The following is a 17,120-nucleotide window of genomic DNA, read 5'->3' on the forward strand; positions in this document are numbered from 1 at the left end:
GCGCTCAGGCGACGACGTCCGGAACTCCCGTGACGGTCAGCTGCTGGATCCGTGGCTCCAAGGTCGGCGCGATCTTGATCTCGACGTCGTAGCGGCCACGATCGGCCGGGATCGACCAGGTGATCCGGCCCAGGCCGTGCGCGACGGGGCGGAGCGGATCCGGGGGCTGGCGCATCGCGCCGACCAGGTCGTGCTGGGCGGCGAGCTGAGCCTGACGTTCCTCCCCCGGCACGTCCAGGGGGACGTTGAAGGTGACGATCGCCGGGTCGGTGAAGGTGTCTCCGGCGAGCAGTCGACGGGTGACCTCCTCGACGAGCTGCTCGGTGACGTCGACCGGACAGGTCGGGGTCGGCTGACGGCGCCGCTCGGCGAGGACCAGCTGGCGCAGGGCGTCCACGGCCGCCGGGACCGGGGCGCAGTAGGTGCCGTTGCCCAGCACGATCACCCCGAGACCGGTGCCGAGGTGCCAGCGCATGTGGGAGCCGTAGCCCGGGTAGCCGCCGCTGTGCTGGACGACGTGGCCGTGATCGGCGTGGTGCTCGATGACCAGGCCGAAGCCGTATCCGGCCGCGTGCATCGGCTCGGTCGTCGTCATCGCGATGAAGCGCTGTCCCTGCTGCATCTCGCGGCGCGCCGCGGCGCTCAGCGGGTGCGGGGCGTCGGGGTGACGGAAGGCGTCGGTGAACCCCGCGACCCAGGTGGTCAGGTCCCGGATGGAGGAGTGCAGCCCACCCATCGCCGAGAACGTGCCGGGGCTGACCGGCGGCTCCGGCGTCCACCCGGCCGACCGGCGCTGGTGGCCGGGCATGAGGTCGGGGCCAACGGCGGAGGCGTCGTACTGCGTCGCGGTCATGCCCAACGGGGTGGTGATCTCCTCGACGACGAACCGTCGGAAGCCGCCGTCCTCCCCGACCACCGCGTCGATCGCGCGTCCGAGGACGGCGTAGCCGAGGTTGGCGTACTCGAAGATCTCGCCGGGTCGGGCGCCGGTGCGGAACCCCGCAGCCAGGAAGGCGTCGAGCTCGGCCGGGGTCTGCGGCTCGAGCCGGTCGCCCCAGGGATCGTCGGTGAGGAGTCCTCCGCTCATGGTGAGCAGGTGGCGCACCGTGACCGTGCCGGCGTCGCCGGAGTGCATCGGCTGGAAGGACGGGACGTAGCGGGCGACGGGGTCCTCGAGCGCGAGCCGGCCCTGCTCGACGAGGAGCTGGACCGCCGCGGCGGTGAAGGACTTCGACATCGACGCGATCCGGCTGACGCTGTCCACGGTGGGCCGCACGTCGCCGTCGGGGACGGTCGTGCCGAGCGCGGCGGCGTGCAGGATCTCGCCGTCCCGGACGACGGCGTAGACCAGCCCCGGGGTGGTGCCACGGGCGAACGCGGCGCCGAAGAGGGCGTCGACCGCCGCGGTCTCGGCAGGATCGAGGATCACACCCCCGATCCTGCCTCATCTGAAGTCGCGTGAGCGATGACGTTTCTGCAACGCCGCGCCGGCTCCGGGCAACAGCTCGGCCAACGGCGCCAACCGATCGGCGACCAGGTTGACCGCCCCGTCCTGCCGCTCGAGGATCCCCCGGACCAGCATCGTCGAGGCGCTGGTGGCCACCTTCCGGTACGTCGCCCAGACTCCGGCCGTGCAGACCACGTTGAGCATCCCGGTCTCGTCCTCGAGGTTGAGGAAGGTGACGCCACCGGCGGTGCCGGGTCGCTGCCGGTGCGTGATCATCCCGCCGACGGTGACCCGGGTGCCGTGCGCCACGTCCCGGAGTCCGGCGACCGAGTGCACCCCGGAGCCGCCGAGCTGGACGCGCAGGTGGGCGAACGGGTGCGCGTCCGGGGTGATCCCGGTGGCCCACAGGTCGGCCAGGGTCTCCTCGACCTCGTTCATCGCCGGCAGGTCCGGGGCGGGCACCGTCGGTGCCGTGCCCGGCAGGTGGTCGGGCGACTCGCTCCACCCGGCCGCCCACAGGGCCTCGCGCCGGCTGAGCCCGCTGATCGCGCCGGCTGTCGCCAACGCCTCCAGCTGGGCGGTGTCCAACCCCGCCCGGCGTGCCAGGTCCGGCATGTCCCGGAACGGCGCCTCCGCACGCGCCGCCACGATCGCCTCGGCCGTCTCCCGACTGATCCCCCGGACCTCGTCCAGCCCGAGCCGGACGGCGTACCGCCCGTCGCGGCGGTGGTGCGGGGTCGGGTCCGGGGTCCCCGGGATCCACGGGGTCGTGCCCTTCACGTCGTGCAGGCAGACGTCGAACCCGGTCGTCCCTGTCCCGTCCCCCAGCAGTTCCAGGTCGGCCATCGCCCCGGAGAGCAGCAGGTCGGGGCGGCGTACCTCCACGCCGTGCCGGACGGCGTCCTGGGTGAGCGACTGCGGCGAGTAGAAGCCCATCGGCTGGGCCCGCAGCAGCGCGGCCAGGAACGCGCCGGGGTAGTGCAGCTTGAACCAGGAGCTGGCGTAGACCAGCTTGGCGAAGCTGAGCGAGTGCGACTCGGCGAACCCGAAGTTCGCGAACGAGAGGATCTGCAGGTAGATCGCCCCGGCCTGCTCGGGCGTCAGCCCCTTGTCCAGCATCCCGGCGAGCAACTGCTCCTTGAGCGACTCGATCCGTTCGACCCCGCGCTTGGAGCCCATCGCGCGGCGCAGCAGGTCGGCGTCGTCGGCGTCGAAGTCGCCGAGCACGCGGCCCATCTCCATCAGCTGCTCCTGGAAGAGCGGCACGCCGCGGGTGCGTTCGAGCACCGGGATCAGCACCGGGTGGGCGTAGGTGACCTCCTCCTTGCCGGTCGCGCGTCGGACGTAGGGGTGGACGGCGCCGCCCTGGATCGGCCCGGGTCGGATCAGTGCGATCTCGATCGCGAGGTCGTAGAAGCAGCGCGGCTGCAGCCGCGGCAGGGTGCCGATCTGGGCGCGGGACTCGACCTGGAAGACCCCGATCGAGTCGGCCCGGCAGAGCATGTCGTAGACCGCCGGCTCCTCCTTGGGGATGGAGGCCAGGGTCCACGACTCCCCCAGGTGCTCACGGATCATCAGCATCAGGTGGTCCAGGGCGCTGAGCATGCCGAGCCCGAGCAGGTCGAACTTCACCAGCCCCATGAACTCGCAGCCCTCCTTGTCCCACTGCAGCACGGTGCGCTTGTCCATCCGGGCACGCTCGATCGGCACCACCTCCCCGATCGGCCGCTCGGTCAGCACCATCCCGCCGGAGTGGATCCCGAGGTGCCGCGGCGCCCCGAGGAACTGCCCCGCCAGGTCCACCACCGCCGGCGGTACGGCGGCCTCGCCGGTCTCCCCCGTCGGCGTCTCGATCCGGGTCCAGCTCGACATGTGCTTGCTCCAGGCGTCCTGCTGGCCGGGTGAGTGACCGAGCGCCTTGGCCGCGTCACGGATCGCCATCTTGGGGCGGTAACCGACGATGTTGGCGACCTGGGCCGCGTTGCGCCGGCCGTAGGTCTCGTAGACCCACTGGATCACCTCCTCGCGCCGCCGGGAGTCGAAGTCGACGTCGATGTCCGGCTCCTCCTCGCGGTGGATGGAGATGAACCGCTCGAACGGTAGCCCGTAGAAGACCGGGTCGATCGCGGTGATCCCGAGCGCGTAGCAGACCGCGCTGGCCGCGGCGCTGCCCCGGCCCTGGCAGAGGATCCCGCGGCCGCGGGCGAAGGCGACGATGTCGTGCACGATCACGAAGTAGCCGGGGAAGTTCTTGTCGATGATCACGTTCAGCTCGTGGTCGACCCGCGCGCGAGCCCGCGCGACGAAGTCCGGGTCGTGGCGGTAGGCGTCGGCGTACCGCTCGGCGAAGCCGGTCTCGGTGAGCTCGCGCAACCAGCTCCCCGCGGTGTGGCCGTCGGGGATGTTGCGGCTCGGCAGCTCCGGCTTGGCGCGCTGCAGGTCGAAGGCGCACTCGGCGGCGATCGTGACCGAGCGCGCGACAGCGCCGGGGAACCGGGCGAACCGGCGAGCCATCTCGTCGCCGCTGTGCAGGTGCGCGCCGCCGTGCGGAGCCAGCCAGCCGGCCATCTCGGGCAGGGCCCGACGGGCGCGGACGGCGGCCATCGCGTCGCCGAGCCGGCTGTTCTGCGGGGTGGCGTAGTGCACGTTGCCCGTGGCCACGGTAGGCAGCCCGAGGTCGCGGGCCAGCCCGGCCAGCCGGTCGCAGGTGGAGGTGTCGGTGGGCAGCCCGTGGTCGATCAGCTCGACGGCGACGTTCTCCGCACCGAACCAGTCGACCAGGTTCTCGATCTGGTCGCGGTCACGGAACCCCTTGCGGCACCCGGTCAGGATCTGCCAGTGCCCCTGCCCGCCCGAGCGGGAACGGTCGACCAGCTCGTCGAGGTCGTAGACCGGGCGCCCCTTCTCGTCGCCGCGCAGCTGGGCCTCGGTGATCGCGCCGGCCAGCCGGTGGTAGCCCTCCACCCCGCGGGCGAGCACCAGCAGGTGCTGCCCGGCCGGGTCGGCGATCCCGTTCTGCGGTCCGGGCAGACCCAGGGAGAGCTCGGCGCCGTAGACGGTGGCGAGCTGGTAGGGCTCCTCACCGTCGGGCGTGCCGGCGCGCAGCAGCTTGATCGCCTCGGCCATCGCGGGGGCACCGTAGAAGCCGTCGTGGTCGGTGATCGCCAACCCGCTCAGGCCCAGCCGGACCGCCTCGGCGACGAGGTCACGCGGGGACGAGGCGCCGTCGAGGAAGCTGAAGTGGGAGTGGGCGTGCAGCTCGGCGTACGGCGTCGTGGCCCCGGTCGGGGCGGTGACCTCGAGCGGGATCTTCCGCCGACGGTGCGAGATCGGGACGTCGTGCAGGTTGATCGGCTTGCCCGAGAGCCGCTTCTCCAGCTCACGCCACGGCATCTCCGGGTTCTCCCAGCCCATCAGCCGCACCTCCCCTCGTGCGCATGCTGCTCAGTCATAGGACGCCTCGGTCACCCAGTGGTCGCCGTCGCAGGTGAGCAGCCAGGCCCGACCGTCGGCGGCGACGATCTGGAACCGGGCCACCTTGCGCGCGCCCGTCCCGGCCGGCTCCCACCAGGCGTCGTCGACCGGCCACGGCCCGGCCCAGGCGCTGACCGGCAGCCACGCCTCGCCGGGGTGCGGACGGAACCGGCTGGGGTCGGCACTGACCGCTCCCCGGGAGCCGATCACGACGGGGCGACCCCCTGCGTCCATCACCCCGGCGGGCACCGGGGTGGTCAGCACGCGGGCGGGGTACGGCGCCGGGATGGTGCCCGGCCAGGGCAGCTCGCGCGGTCGCAGGCCGGTCGGGCGGACGCCCCAGGGCACCATCGCCTGACGCTCGGCCGGCGTCCTGCCTCCCTGGAGCACGGGAGCCAGCACCGCGTCGGGACCGAGCAGCCCCTGGACGCGGGCGATGCCACGCTCGACGCGGGCGTCGGAGCCGCCCCAGAGCCCGTCGGCGTGCACCGACTCGGCCACCACCGTCTCGGGCACGAACCGCACCCGGGTGACCGGCGCACCGATCCCGCCGGTGCGCAGGCTCCCCGTGATCTGCCAGTGCAGCCGGTCGATCAGGTCGCTCGCGCCGAACCAGCGCGGGTGCAGCCAGCGCCGGGTCGAGACCACCTCGTCGGCCGCCGCGTCGGAGATCTCGATCGTGACGTCGGTGCAGACCAGCTGGTGGTGGGCCAGCCGGGTGACGAACTCCTCGGCGGTCCGCCGGGCGGAGAAGGCGACCGCCTCGGCATCGGCCAGCGGCGGCTCGAAGCCCACCTCGACGGTGAGGTCAGGGGGCACCTGGCGCAGTGCCAGCCCCTCCTCGGCGCGTCCGGTCAGCACCCGGTGGACCCAGGCCGCCTGGCGGCCGAACCGGGCCGCCACCCCGGCGGCCGGGACGGCTGCCAGGTCGGCCAGCGTCATCAGCCCGAGACGCTGCAGCAGGCTGACGGTGTCGGGATCGTCCAGCACTCCCACCGAGAGCGGTCGCAGGAAATCCCCTGAGCCACCGGGCGGCACGACCAGGGACTCCTGGCGCTCCCGCGAGCGTGCGGCCTGCTCGGCGGTGAAGAGGTCGTCGGCAACCCCGATCCGGACGTCACGCAGCCCGAGCCCGACGACGGCCTCGGCCAGCACCGCGGCCGCCTCCTCGTCCCCGCCGTAGAAGCGACCGGGCGAGCGCAGCGCGACCAGTCCGGGACGCAGCGGCGCCACCCCGGGCCGCAGTGCCTCGAGCGCTCCGAGCACCTCCTCGAACCCGTGCGCCTCCTGGTCCGGGGAGGAGTCGAGGACGATCACCTCCGGACAGCGCGACTGCGCGTCACGACGGCGCATCCCCCGACGGACGCCTGCCTCTCGAGCGGCGTCGTTGCAGGCCACCACCCGGTTGGCGTGGAAGACCGCCGCGGCGACGTGGCCCGGCAGGTCGCGACCCCGCAGACCGACGGCGACCGGCCAGTCGGGCACCCACAGCACGAGCACCCTCATCCGGCGGCCCTCACGTCCGGGGCCTGCTGCAGGCCCGGCGCCCGGGTCGGGGCGACCTCGCCGGTGATGGTCGGGAACCACAGCTCCGCGCTCCGGGCCGGGGCACCTCCCCGCCGTGCCTCGATCCGGACCTGGCGAGCCTGGAGCCGGCCGTGGCCCTGTCCGACGCCGACCCAGCGCGGCTGGGTCGCGGTGAGCCGGACCTCGGCGCGCGGCCACGGACCCAGCGAGATCAGGGCCGCCTCACGGGTCCGCAGCCGGGCCGCGATCTTGCTGGCGACTCCCTCGGGCACCCGTTTCGTGGGGCGCACGATGATCAGGCTGGCCACGTCGATCAGGGCCGCGGTGGCCTCCAGCCAGCCCTCGCCCGGGTCGGGGACGCAGATCACCCGCTCCAGGCGCGCGCCGAGCTCGGCCGCCGCCTCGGCGCCGAAGTCGGGCACCCCGATGATCGCGCTCCACGACCCGGCGGCGGACAGGCCGGCCAGCAGTCCCCAGGCCAGGCTGGGACCGGCCTCGGCCGGATCGACCTCGTAGACTCCCCCGGCCTGGAGCTGGATCAGCTCCCGCAGCGCGGGCAGCGTCTCCAGGTCACGCCGCTGCGGAGCGGAGCGCTCCATCCGGCGCATCTGCTCGCGCAACCGCTCGATCTCGGCCAGGGTGCCGGCTGCCGCAGCAGCGCCCGTCGCGGGTCGCGTCCGCGTGAGCGGTTGAACAGGGGCTGCCACCTCTCAATGTTCGAACATTTGTTCGAACAAATCAACCGGGCGAAGGTCCCTCCCCACCGCGTCAGGCGTAGAAGCTCTCGATGGTCGCGGCGTTGTTCTTCTCCACGATCGCGCGCTTCACCTTGAGCGAGGGGGTCAGCTCCCCGGACTCGATCGAGAGGTCGTGGTCGAGGATCTCCCACTTCTTGATCGACTCCCAGCGGTTGAGCTGGCCGTTGAGCTGCTCGACGAACTCGCTGACCATCGCGTGCGTCTGCGGCGCCGCGACGATGTCGCCGTACGACGACCCGCCCAGCCCGTTCTCCTCGGCCCAGCCTGCGATCGCGTCCGGGTCGAGGGTGATCAGCGCGACCGCGAAGTTCCGCTCGGCGCCGAAGACGACGAACTGGCTGGCGTACGGACAGACCGCCTTGAACTTCGCCTCGATCTGGTTGGGTGCGATGTACTTGCCGCCGGAGGTCTTGAAGATCTCCTTGATCCGGCCGGTGATGCTCAGGTAGCCGTCGGCGTCGATCGCGCCCTTGTCACCGGTGCGCAACCAGCCGTCGGCGGTGAACGCCTCGGCGCTGGCCTCGGGGTTGTTGTGGTAGCCCTCCATCACGTGCGGGCCCTTGATCTGGACCTCGTCGTTCTCCCCGATCCGGACCGCACTGCCCGGCAGGGCCGGGCCCACGGTGCCGATCCGGTTGCCCTCCGGGTGGTTGACGGTGGCACCGGCGGAGTTCTCCGTCATCCCGTAGCCCTCGAGGATGAGGATGCCGGCGGCGTGGAACCAGGCCGCGATCTCGGGGTTGAGCGCCGCCGAGCCGGAGATGAAGAAGCGCACCCGGCCACCGAAACGTCCCCGGATCTTCCGGAACACCAGGATGTCGAACAACGTGTGCTGGACCTGCAGCGTGACCGGCACGTTCTGGCCGGCCTCGATCAGGGCGTCGTACTTCTTGCCGACGGCGAAGGCGCGGTCGAAGAGCTTCTTCTTCGCCCCACCCTCGGCCTCGACCATGGTGACGATCCGGGAGTAGGCCTTCTCGAAGATGCGCGGCGCGGCGCCCATGAAGGTCGGGCGGATGACCGCCAGGTTGTCGATGATCTTGTCGACCCGGCCGTCGATCGCGGTCGGGAAGCCGACCGCGAGCTGGGTCGACAGCAGCACCTTGCCGAACACGTGCGACATCGGCAGCCAGAGGAACTGCAGGTCCTCGGCGCTGAGGATGTTCTGCGCCTTGATCGCCTCGCCCTCGTAGACCCACGAGCGGTGCAGCAGCCGGACGCCCTTGGAGCGGCCCGTGGTGCCGGAGGTGTAGACCAGCGTGGCCAGCTGCTCGGGCCGGATCTGGGCGGCGATGTCGCGGATCAGGTGCTCGCGCGTGGCGAGGTACTCCTCACCGAGCGTCTCGAGGTGGTCGAGACTGATCACGCGCTGGCCGTCGGCGGTGCCCTCGAAGGTGACGATGGTGGTCAGCTGGCCGAGCTCGGCGGCGTGCTTCTCGATCTTGGCGATCTGCTCGTCGTCCTCGGCGAAGACCACCCGGCACTCGGAGTCACCGAGGATCCAGTTGACGTCGTCGTCCTTGCTCGAGGGGTAGACGGTGGTCGTCGCGCCACCGGCACACATGATGCCGAGGTCGGCGAGGATCCACTCGTACCGCGTCGCCGACGCGATCCCGACGCGCTGCTCGAGCTCGATGCCGAGGCTGACCAGACCGGCCGCGATCTTGGTGACCCGCTCGCCGACCTCCCGCCAGCGCACCGCGTGCCAGTGCTCGTGGTGGTCGCCGTCGACCTGCTCGTGGTTGTCGTCCGGGTCGACGTCGTGCCCGTCGAGGTGCGGGAACAGGAAGGCTTCGCCGTCCGGGTCCGCTGCGACCCGGTCCAGGAACTGCACGGCCACGTTGGCCGGCATGTGGTCCAGGAAGCTGGTGTCACCCGAGATGGGTGCGGTGGTGTCGTTGCTCTGCATGGGTGGGGTCCCCTCCGTCGCGCCGATGCGAGTGCCGCTGAGACTAGATGCTGGTGCGAGCTGGCGGTAGGCCTTCTGCGATCCTGCTCGCCTTGAGCCGGACCTCCTCCACCAGACCGTCGATCTCCAGCAGCCGCGGAAGCATGCTGTGGTCGAGGTTCACGGCCCGGAACATCTCCGAGATGGTGATCGCGTGCTCAGGCACCGAGACGACGACGATCTCGTCCCCCGCGGCGAGCTCGCCCTCCTCGATCACTCGAAGGTAGGGACCCGGCCTGCACTCCGCGGTGAAGCGCTTGACCCACGCCTTGTTGTCGAAACCGGAGGTGCCCATCCAGTTCTTGAAGTCGTTGCAGGGCGTGCGGACGTGGGCGACCTCGAGCAGCGCTGTTCCGATCCGCCACCGGGTGCCCACGACCGCCTCGTTGACGTCGATCCCCTCGGTGGTGAGGTTCTCGCCGAACTGGCCGTCCCGGATCGGCTGTCCGAGGACGCCCTCCCAGAAGTCGAGGTCCTCACGGGCGAAGGCGTAGACGGCCTGGTCAGGTCCGCCGTGCCACTTGGTGTCGGAGACGACGTCGCCGACGAGGCCTCGGTGATGGGCCCGGACCGGTCCGGAGACGGCCCGCTTGTCGATGCTGGTGTAGCCGATGCCCGCCCACGCGGCGTCGCGCGGACGACCGACGTTGACCGATCGGATCCGGGGGGTCGTCATGGGTCGATCCTCCCATGGCTGGCTAGTCCTGGACGGCCTTGGCGATGGCCACGCAGCGCGTCGCCGTCTCCCGGTCCCCCAGCCGCTGTGCGGCGTGGTCCAGCATCCGTACGACGACCCAGTGCTGAGCCCGCTGCTCGTCGAGCCCCGCGGCGTCGACGGCGGCGAAGAACCGGTCCCTGATTCCCTCGCGGACGCGGCCGGCGAGCTCGTCGTACCGATGGAGCAGCAGCGGGGCGACCTCGTGGTGCGGGTCGCCGCTCAACGGCTTCGGCGCGATCGCGGCGTGGCTCCCGTCCGGGCGGGCGAGCACGGTGGCGTAGTGCAGGTCGGTGTGGATCAGACGGCCGTCGGTCCCCTCGTCGCGGCTGAAGGAGCGCGCCAGGGCACGCGCCTGGTCGATCATCCGCGGCGGCAGCGGGACCCCGCGCGGCAGCGCGGCGAGACGCTCGGCGATGTCGGCGGCCCTGGTCGAGAGCAGCGGGAGCTGGGGCGGCGCGGCGATGTGCAGGTCACGGAAGAGAGCGCCGACGACCTCGCAGGCCCGGACGTCCCACTCCTCGGCGAGGTCGGGGCCGAGCCGTTCGATCAGCAACGCGCCCCGGCGCGGGTTGGCCCGGATCAGCGTCGCCGCACCCCGGCCGTGCCAGTGCTGCAGGGCGAGCGCCTCGTGCTCGGCACGGAGGCCGGCTTCGGTGAGCTTGAGCACGGCGGGGCGGCGCTCGCGGGTCAGGACCGGCAGGACGAGCGAGGTTCCGGCCCGACGCGGATCGCCGTCAGCGGTGAGCTCCCAGTCCTGGACGAGCTCCTGAACGACGTGGTCAGCGTCCATGGAACCGCGCCGGCAGCACCGTGGCGACGTCGAAGCCGAGCGTGGCGATGTCGTCGGGGATGTCGTGGCCGAGCACCAGCGCGGCCGCCAGCCGGGCCGCGGCCGGTCCCATCTGGATCCCGTAACCGCCCTGTCCGGCGTACCAGAACAGACCGGGCACCTGCGGGTCCGGGCCGATCACCGGGGAGCCGTCGGGGGCGAAGCTGCGCAGGCCGGCCCACGGCGTGCGGATCGAGCGGACGTCCAGCGTGGTGGCCTCGTTGATCAGCTCGATCGCGCGGGCGATCTCGAGCTCGTCGGGCTTGGCGTCGCGCGGGGTGGTCGGGGTCGCGTCGGCCGGAGAGCAGAGGTACTGGCCAGCGTCGCCCTTGAGGTAGAACGGGTGGGCCTCGTCGAGGCTGTGCAACATCGGCATCCCCTCGGGTCGGGCCGGGGCGGTCACCATGAAGACCGAACGCAACCGCGGCTCGATGCCGAGCGGAGCGGCCCCGAAGAGCGCCGCCACCTGATCGGCCCAGGCACCCGCTGCGTCGACCACGGTGGCGGCGACGTACTGCTCCCCGGACTCCGTGCGGACCTGCCAGCGGCCGTCCTCGACGCGGCTGGCGTGAGCGACCCGTGCGTCGGTGCGGATCTCGCCGCCGCGTGCTCGCAGGCCCCGCTTGTAGCCCTGGTGGAGTCGGGCGACGTCGACCTCGAGCGCACCTGGCTCGAGGACCGCGGCACCGACCCACGCGGGGCGGACGATCGGAGCGAGCTCGGCCACCTGCTCCGCGTCGAGGAGCCGCGCCTCGGGGACGAGGCCGACGACCTCGGCGTGCAGCTGCACGGCGAGCTCCTCGAGCCCGACGGACGCGAGGTGGAGGAAGGCCAGCGGCGTCCCGAGCGGACCGTCGGCCGGGTCGTGCAGGGCCGCGGGCGGTGCGAGGAAGTGGTCGTGGCTGGCCGCGGTCAGGGCACGCACCGGCGGGTTGCCGTAGGTGCCGACCCAGGTCGCGGCGGAGCGTCCGGTGGTGTGGAACGCCAGCGTGGACTCGGCCTCGAGCAGCGTCACCCGCCGGCCCGCGGCGGCGAGCTCGTAGGCGATCGAGATCCCCGCAATGCCCCCGCCGATGACGAGCACGTCAGCATCCACGGGAGGAACGCTACTTCTTCTTGTCGCCCTTCTCGGCGGGCTGGGTGGTGGAGAGCGCGGCGACGAAGGCCTCCTGGGGGACCTCGACGCGGCCGACCATCTTCATCCGCTTCTTGCCCTCCTTCTGCTTCTCCAGCAGCTTCCGCTTGCGGGTGATGTCACCGCCGTAGCACTTGGCGAGCACGTCCTTGCGGATGGCACGGATCGTCTCGCGGGCGATCACGCGGGCACCGATCGCGGCCTGGATCGGGACCTCGAACTGCTGCCGCGGGATCAGGTCCTTGAGCTTGCCGGCCAGCATGACGCCGTACGAGTAGGCGGCGTCGCGGTGCACGATCGCGCTGAACGCGTCGACCGGCTCACCCTGGAGCAGGATGTCGACCTTGACCAGGTCGGCGGCCTGCTCGCCGTCGAACTCGTAGTTCAGCGAGGCGTAGCCCTTGGTCTTGGACTTGAGCTGGTCGAAGAAGTCGAACGCGATCTCGCCCATCGGCAGGATGTAGCGCATCTCGACGCGGTCCTCGGAGAGGTAGTCCATCCCGAGCAGGGTGCCGCGCTTCTGCTGGCACAGCTCCATGATCGTGCCGATGTAGTCGCTCGGCGACAGGATCGTGGCCTTGACGATCGGCTCGCGGACCTCGGCGATCTTCGAGTCGGGGTACTCCGACGGGTTGGTCACCTCGACCTCGCGGCCGTCGTCGAGGATGACGTTGTAGACCACGTTGGGAGCCGTCGAGATCAGGTCGAGGTTGAACTCGCGCTCGAGCCGCTCCCGGGTGATCTCCATGTGCAGCAGGCCGAGGAAGCCGATCCGGAAGCCGAAGCCGAGCGCGCCGGAGGTCTCGGGCTCGAAGGTGAGCGCGGCGTCGTTGAGCTGGAGCTTCTCCAGGGACTCGCGCAGCGTCGGGTAGTCGTCGCCGTCGATCGGGTAGAGCCCGGCGTAGACCATCGGGTTGGGATGCTCGTAGCCGCCGAGCGCCTCGGTCGCGGCACCGTTGTTGGTGGTCACGGTGTCACCGACGCGGGACTGGCGGACGTCCTTCACGCCGGTGATCAGGTAGCCGGTCTCGCCGACGCTGAGCGAGTCGCACTTCATCGGCTCGGGGCTGATCACGCCGATCTCGAGCATCTCGTGGACCGCGCCGGACGACATCATCTTGATCTTGTCGCGGTGGCTGAGCTTGCCGTCGACGACCCGGACGTAGGTGACCACGCCGCGGTAGGTGTCGTAGACCGAGTCGAAGATCAGGGCGCGGGCCGGGGCGTCGGCGACACCGACGGGCGCCGGGACCTGCTTGACGATCTCGTTGAGCAGCGCCTCGACACCGAGCCCGGTCTTGGCGCTGGTGAGCAGCACGTCCTCGGGCTCGCAGCCGACCAGGTTGGCCAGCTCGAGCGCGTACTTCTCGACGTTGGCGCTCGGCAGGTCGATCTTGTTGAGCACCGGGATGATGGTCAGGTCCGCGCCCATGGCGAGGTAGAGGTTGGCCAGCGTCTGGGCCTCGATCCCCTGGGCCGCGTCGACGAGCAGGATCGCCGCCTCGCAGGCCTGCAGCGAGCGGGAGACCTCGTAGGTGAAGTCGACGTGACCGGGGGTGTCGATCATGTTGAGGATGTAGGTGCCGGCCTCGACGTCGTGCGTCTCGGCGGCCTCGGGCGTGACCGTCCACGGCAGTCGGACCGCCTGGGACTTGATCGTGATGCCGCGCTCGCGCTCGATGTCCATCCGGTCGAGGTACTGCGCCTTGGCCTCGCGCTCGCCCACGACACCGGTCAGCTGGAGCATCCGGTCGGCCAGGGTCGACTTGCCGTGGTCGATGTGCGCGATGATGCAGAAGTTGCGGATGATCGCGGGATCGGTCTGTCCGGGGCGGGGGGCGCTCATGATGGGCGAATCATCCCATGGTTGGGAGAGCGACCGTAAAACGCGCTAGTACTGGTGGAACCAGAGCGGGAGGTACGCCGACTCCCCCGGGCACGTCACGTTCCGATCACGGCCGTCCTCGACCCATTGCGCCAGCACCGCCGTGCCGCCCTGGATCATCCGCTCCGGGCCGCAGCGGCGCAGCGCCTCCGCCCGGGAGGTGTGCCCGGCCGGCCGCCACTCCCGCACCCCGAGCCGCAGGTCGCCGACGATGTTCCGCCACATCGCGGTGGTCGAGTAGACCCCGATCTGGAAGGTGGCGTCGGTGTAGGCCCGGGCCGCACCGCGGACGATCGCCGCGTTCTCGCCGAGGTCCTTCGACCAGGCGAACCCCGGGACCGGCTCGACGTCGAGCCAGACGGTCGGTGAGGGCAGACCGGCGGCCCGCATCGTCTCGATCGTGAACTGGGCCTGCGCGTAGCCGGTGTTGGCCAGCCGCCCGACCCGGGTCGTCGTCGGGAACGGTCCGGCGGCGCCGTACTGCTGGAGCTGGGGCTTGGTCGGATGGCTGATCACCGCGTAGGCGGCGGTGAGCAGGTGGCGCTGCGCGGCCCAGCCGACCTGCTCCGCCAGGCACGGGTTCGGGGTGAACGCCGGGCCGTTGGTCAGTCCGAGGATGACGAACTCGGCGCTGTCGAGCGGCATCGGGCTGCCCAGCGTCGGGCGCTCAGGGATGCCCATCCCCGTCGGGCACTGCGGCCAGCTAACGTCGCCGCCCTCGACCAGACCCTGATCCTTCAGCGTGGGCAGCACGGGAACGGTGATGCTCGGCGAAGGCGTCGGCGTCGTCGACTTGAGGTCTGCGGGCGCCGAGTTGAGGGTTGTCGGCGCCGAGTTGAGGTTTGTCGGCGTCGAGGTGGCCGGCGTGGTTCCGCCACACCCGGCCAGGACCAACCCGAGACTCGCCGAGAGCCCGACTACCAGCATCCGCACCTGCCGATCCTGACATCCTGTGCGCATGCCCGCGGCGATTCCGACGACGATCCCCCATGGCGAGACCGCGATGCGGCTCGGATGGGTGCATCTGCCGCCGCACGTGCGCCGGTCGGTGGAGCGCAAGCTCGGCACCACGGTGGTCGACTCCTACTCCTGCGACGGCGGCTACACGCCGGGCCTGGCCTCCGTGCTGCTCTGCGCCGACGGCACCCGGCACTTCATCAAGGCGGCGTCGGTGAAGGCCCAGTCCTACGCCGCGACCTCCTACCGCTCCGAGGCCAAGCGGGCGCGGACCCTGCCGCCGGGCCTGGCCGCGCCCCGGCTCAAGTGGACGTTGGACGACGACGAGTGGGTGGTGCTCGGCTTCGAGTTCGTCGAGGGCACCGCGCCGGCCCGCCCGTGGCGGCTCGACCAGGTCGAGGCGGCGTCGGCGATGCTGGTCGACACCGCGGTGCGGCTGACGCCGGCGCCGGGGATCGGCGTGCCGACGTTCGCCGAGGAGTACGCCGCCTGGCCGGCGTTGTGGTCGACCGTCCTGCGCGAGTACGACGACATGCCCGGTGCCGAGCAGGCGGCCGAGCTGGCCACCCGGTTCGCCGAGGTCAGCGCCGGGGACACGCTCGTCCACTTCGACGTCCGCGACGACAACCTGATCGTGCGTCCGGACGGATCGATGGTGCTGTGCGACTGGAACTTCGCGGTCCGGGGCGCGGCCTGGCTGGACTCGCTGACCCTGTTCATCGGCCCGCGTGGGGACGGGATCGACGTCGAGCCGCTGATCGCGGCGCACCCGCTGCTCGGCGAGGTGGATCCCGAGCACATCGATGTCATGCTGGCCCTGATCGCGGGCTACATGCTCTACTCGGCGGCGCAGCCGAAGGTGTCGAACTCGCCGTACCTGCGCGAGTACGCGATGTGGACGGGCGAGGTCTGCTGGACCTGGCTCGCCGAGCGTCGCGGCTGGGTGTGAGCCGGATTTGAGGCAGGGCGAGCCTCGCTGGTAACTTTGGACGTCGCGTGTTCGCAGTTAGGCCTCTCCCCTCTGATTTCCCCGAGGGGCCGGGCGGATCGCACCACTCTCATCCGAGAGACCTAACTGAACCGCACCCCCGAACTGAGAAGGACTCATGGCGAACATCAAGTCGCAGATCAAGCGCAACAAGCAGAACGAGAAGGCCCACGAGCGCAACAAGGCCGTCAAGACCGGTCTGAAGTCGGCCGTCCGCAAGTTCCGCGAGGCCGTCGAGGCTGGCGACAAGGACCTCGCCGTCTCCACCGCTCGCGAGGCCGGCGTCAAGCTGGACAAGGCTGCTTCGAAGGGCGTCATCCACGCCAACCAGGCCGCGAACCGCAAGTCGGCCATCTTCAAGAAGGCCGCTTCGCTCTGATCTGATCTTCTCGAAAGCCCCGCTTCGGCGGGGCTTTCGTCATTTCACCGGGTTCGTCATTTCACCGCGCGCGTCAGCGGCCGCGCAGGCCGGTGATGGTCAGCACCAGCCGCTCGAGCGTGTACGACGGGTCGCTGGCCGCGCCCTTGATGTCGGCGTCGGCCTGGGCCACGGCACGGATGGCAGCACCGAGAGTCTCGGGGGTCCAGCCGCGGAGCTGCTCGCGCAGGCTGCGCAGCTTCCACGGCGGTACGCCGACGTCGCGGGCCAGATCGGCGTCGCGGGCTCCCCGGGGCGCCCCGGACAGGCGCGCGAGGCCGCGGGCGCTGCCGGCGAAGGCGCTGGTGACCAGCACCGCCGGCGTCCCGCCGTCGATCGCCCAGCGCAGCTCCTCCAACGCGGCCTGGCGGCGGCCCGCGAAGGCGGCGTCGGCGACGACGAACGACTTCGCCTCGGCCCGGCCACCGAAGAACTGCCGGACGTGGAACTCCTCGACGGCACCGCCCGGGAAGTCGCTGACCAGCTGGTCGGCGGCCGCCGCGAGCGAGCGCAGGTCGTGGCCGACGGCCTCGATCAACGTGGAGGCGGCCTCGGGGGCGATCCGGCCGCCGTGGCGGCGTACCTCGTGGGCGACGAAGCCGGGCAGCTCGTTGGCCTTGATCTCCTCGGACTTCACCTCGGTGACGGTCTTGAGCTTGCGGAGCTTGGTCAGCACGCCGCTGCCCTTCTGCCCGCCCCCGTGGACCAGGACGAGGGCGACGTCCTCCGACGGTGCGGCGGCGTAGTCGAGGAGCCCGTCGACCGACTCGTCGGGCAGGTTCTCGAACCCGCGCACCACGACGCAGCGGATCGCGGAGAAGAGCGACGGGGCGGCGAGCTCGCCCAGCGTGGCCAGGGTCAGGTCGGAGGCGAGCGCCTCCCCCAGCTCCGAGTCGGCGTCGTAGGCGCGGACGGCTGCACGGACGGCGTGCACGGTCCGCTCGGAGAGGAACTCCTCCTTGCCGGTGACCAACGTGACGCGGCCCAGGACGTCAGCAGCTGCGGGAGTGTTCATCAGGGCCAAGCCTGTCACATC

13 protein-coding genes are annotated in these 17,120 nt (G+C 71.3%); 2 read left to right on the top strand and 11 right to left on the bottom strand.

From position 1 onward, the window contains the following. Nucleotides 1–4: 4 nt before the first annotated feature. The 10 genes from ACZ5J1_RS09880 to ACZ5J1_RS09925 all read right to left on the bottom strand — a co-directional run bounded on the left by ACZ5J1_RS09880 (nt 5) and on the right by ACZ5J1_RS09925 (nt 14,648). Nucleotides 5–1,429, bottom strand: a complete 1,425-nt coding sequence (locus ACZ5J1_RS09880) for a serine hydrolase domain-containing protein (RefSeq protein WP_464558242.1) — start codon at nt 1,427–1,429, stop codon at nt 5–7. Nucleotides 1,430–1,444: 15 nt separating this feature from the next. Beyond that, on the bottom strand, nt 1,445–4,861 hold the full coding sequence (locus ACZ5J1_RS09885) for an error-prone DNA polymerase (RefSeq protein WP_464558244.1): 3,417 nt from the start codon (nt 4,859–4,861) through the stop codon (nt 1,445–1,447). Nucleotides 4,862–4,891: 30 nt separating this feature from the next. Next, a complete protein-coding gene (locus tag ACZ5J1_RS09890) occupies nt 4,892–6,427 on the bottom strand; it encodes a DNA polymerase Y family protein (protein ID WP_464558246.1) in 1,536 nt (511 codons plus the stop codon). Continuing rightward, on the bottom strand, nt 6,424–7,155 hold the full coding sequence (locus tag ACZ5J1_RS09895; protein WP_464558248.1) for a hypothetical protein: 732 nt from the start codon (nt 7,153–7,155) through the stop codon (nt 6,424–6,426). The genes ACZ5J1_RS09890 and ACZ5J1_RS09895 overlap by 4 nt, the downstream gene beginning before the upstream one ends. 61 nt (nt 7,156–7,216) lie before the next feature. Next, nucleotides 7,217–9,115, bottom strand: coding sequence for an AMP-dependent synthetase/ligase (locus ACZ5J1_RS09900; protein WP_464558250.1), 1,899 nt, complete (start codon nt 9,113–9,115; stop codon nt 7,217–7,219). 43 nt (nt 9,116–9,158) lie between these two features. Further along, nucleotides 9,159–9,830, bottom strand: coding sequence for an MOSC domain-containing protein (locus ACZ5J1_RS09905; RefSeq protein ID WP_464558252.1), 672 nt, complete (start codon nt 9,828–9,830; stop codon nt 9,159–9,161). 22 nt (nt 9,831–9,852) lie between these two features. Then, nucleotides 9,853–10,662 (bottom strand): aminoglycoside phosphotransferase family protein, encoded by an 810-nt coding sequence (locus ACZ5J1_RS09910; RefSeq protein ID WP_464558254.1) that lies wholly within the window; start codon nt 10,660–10,662, stop codon nt 9,853–9,855. Further along, nucleotides 10,652–11,797: an NAD(P)/FAD-dependent oxidoreductase gene (locus ACZ5J1_RS09915; RefSeq protein ID WP_464558256.1), complete on the bottom strand. Its 1,146-nt coding sequence runs from the start codon at nt 11,795–11,797 to the stop codon at nt 10,652–10,654. The genes ACZ5J1_RS09910 and ACZ5J1_RS09915 overlap by 11 nt, the downstream gene beginning before the upstream one ends. Nucleotides 11,798–11,807: 10 nt before the next feature. Further along, entirely contained in the window at nt 11,808–13,682 is a 1,875-nt protein-coding gene (gene lepA / locus ACZ5J1_RS09920) for a translation elongation factor 4 (protein ID WP_464558258.1), read from the bottom strand. A 45-nt stretch (nt 13,683–13,727) separates the two neighbouring features. Further along, a complete protein-coding gene (locus tag ACZ5J1_RS09925) occupies nt 13,728–14,648 on the bottom strand; it encodes a glycoside hydrolase family 25 domain-containing protein (RefSeq protein WP_464564764.1) in 921 nt (306 codons plus the stop codon). Nucleotides 14,649–14,679: 31 nt separating this feature from the next. Between ACZ5J1_RS09925 and ACZ5J1_RS09930 the strand changes: the two genes are divergently transcribed. Both ACZ5J1_RS09930 and rpsT read left to right on the top strand, forming a co-directional pair. Beyond that, on the top strand, nt 14,680–15,627 hold the full coding sequence (locus ACZ5J1_RS09930; RefSeq protein WP_464558260.1) for a phosphotransferase family protein: 948 nt from the start codon (nt 14,680–14,682) through the stop codon (nt 15,625–15,627). Nucleotides 15,628–15,784: 157 nt separating this feature from the next. Continuing rightward, on the top strand, nt 15,785–16,045 hold the full coding sequence (gene rpsT / locus ACZ5J1_RS09935; RefSeq protein ID WP_464558262.1) for a 30S ribosomal protein S20: 261 nt from the start codon (nt 15,785–15,787) through the stop codon (nt 16,043–16,045). A gap of 73 nt (nt 16,046–16,118) precedes the next feature. Here rpsT and holA read toward each other — a convergent pair whose 3' ends face one another. Further along, nucleotides 16,119–17,099 (bottom strand): DNA polymerase III subunit delta, encoded by a 981-nt coding sequence (gene holA / locus ACZ5J1_RS09940; RefSeq protein WP_464558264.1) that lies wholly within the window; start codon nt 17,097–17,099, stop codon nt 16,119–16,121. Nucleotides 17,100–17,120 lie beyond the last annotated feature (21 nt).

The organism is Nocardioides sp. JCM 18999, from assembly GCF_055391175.1.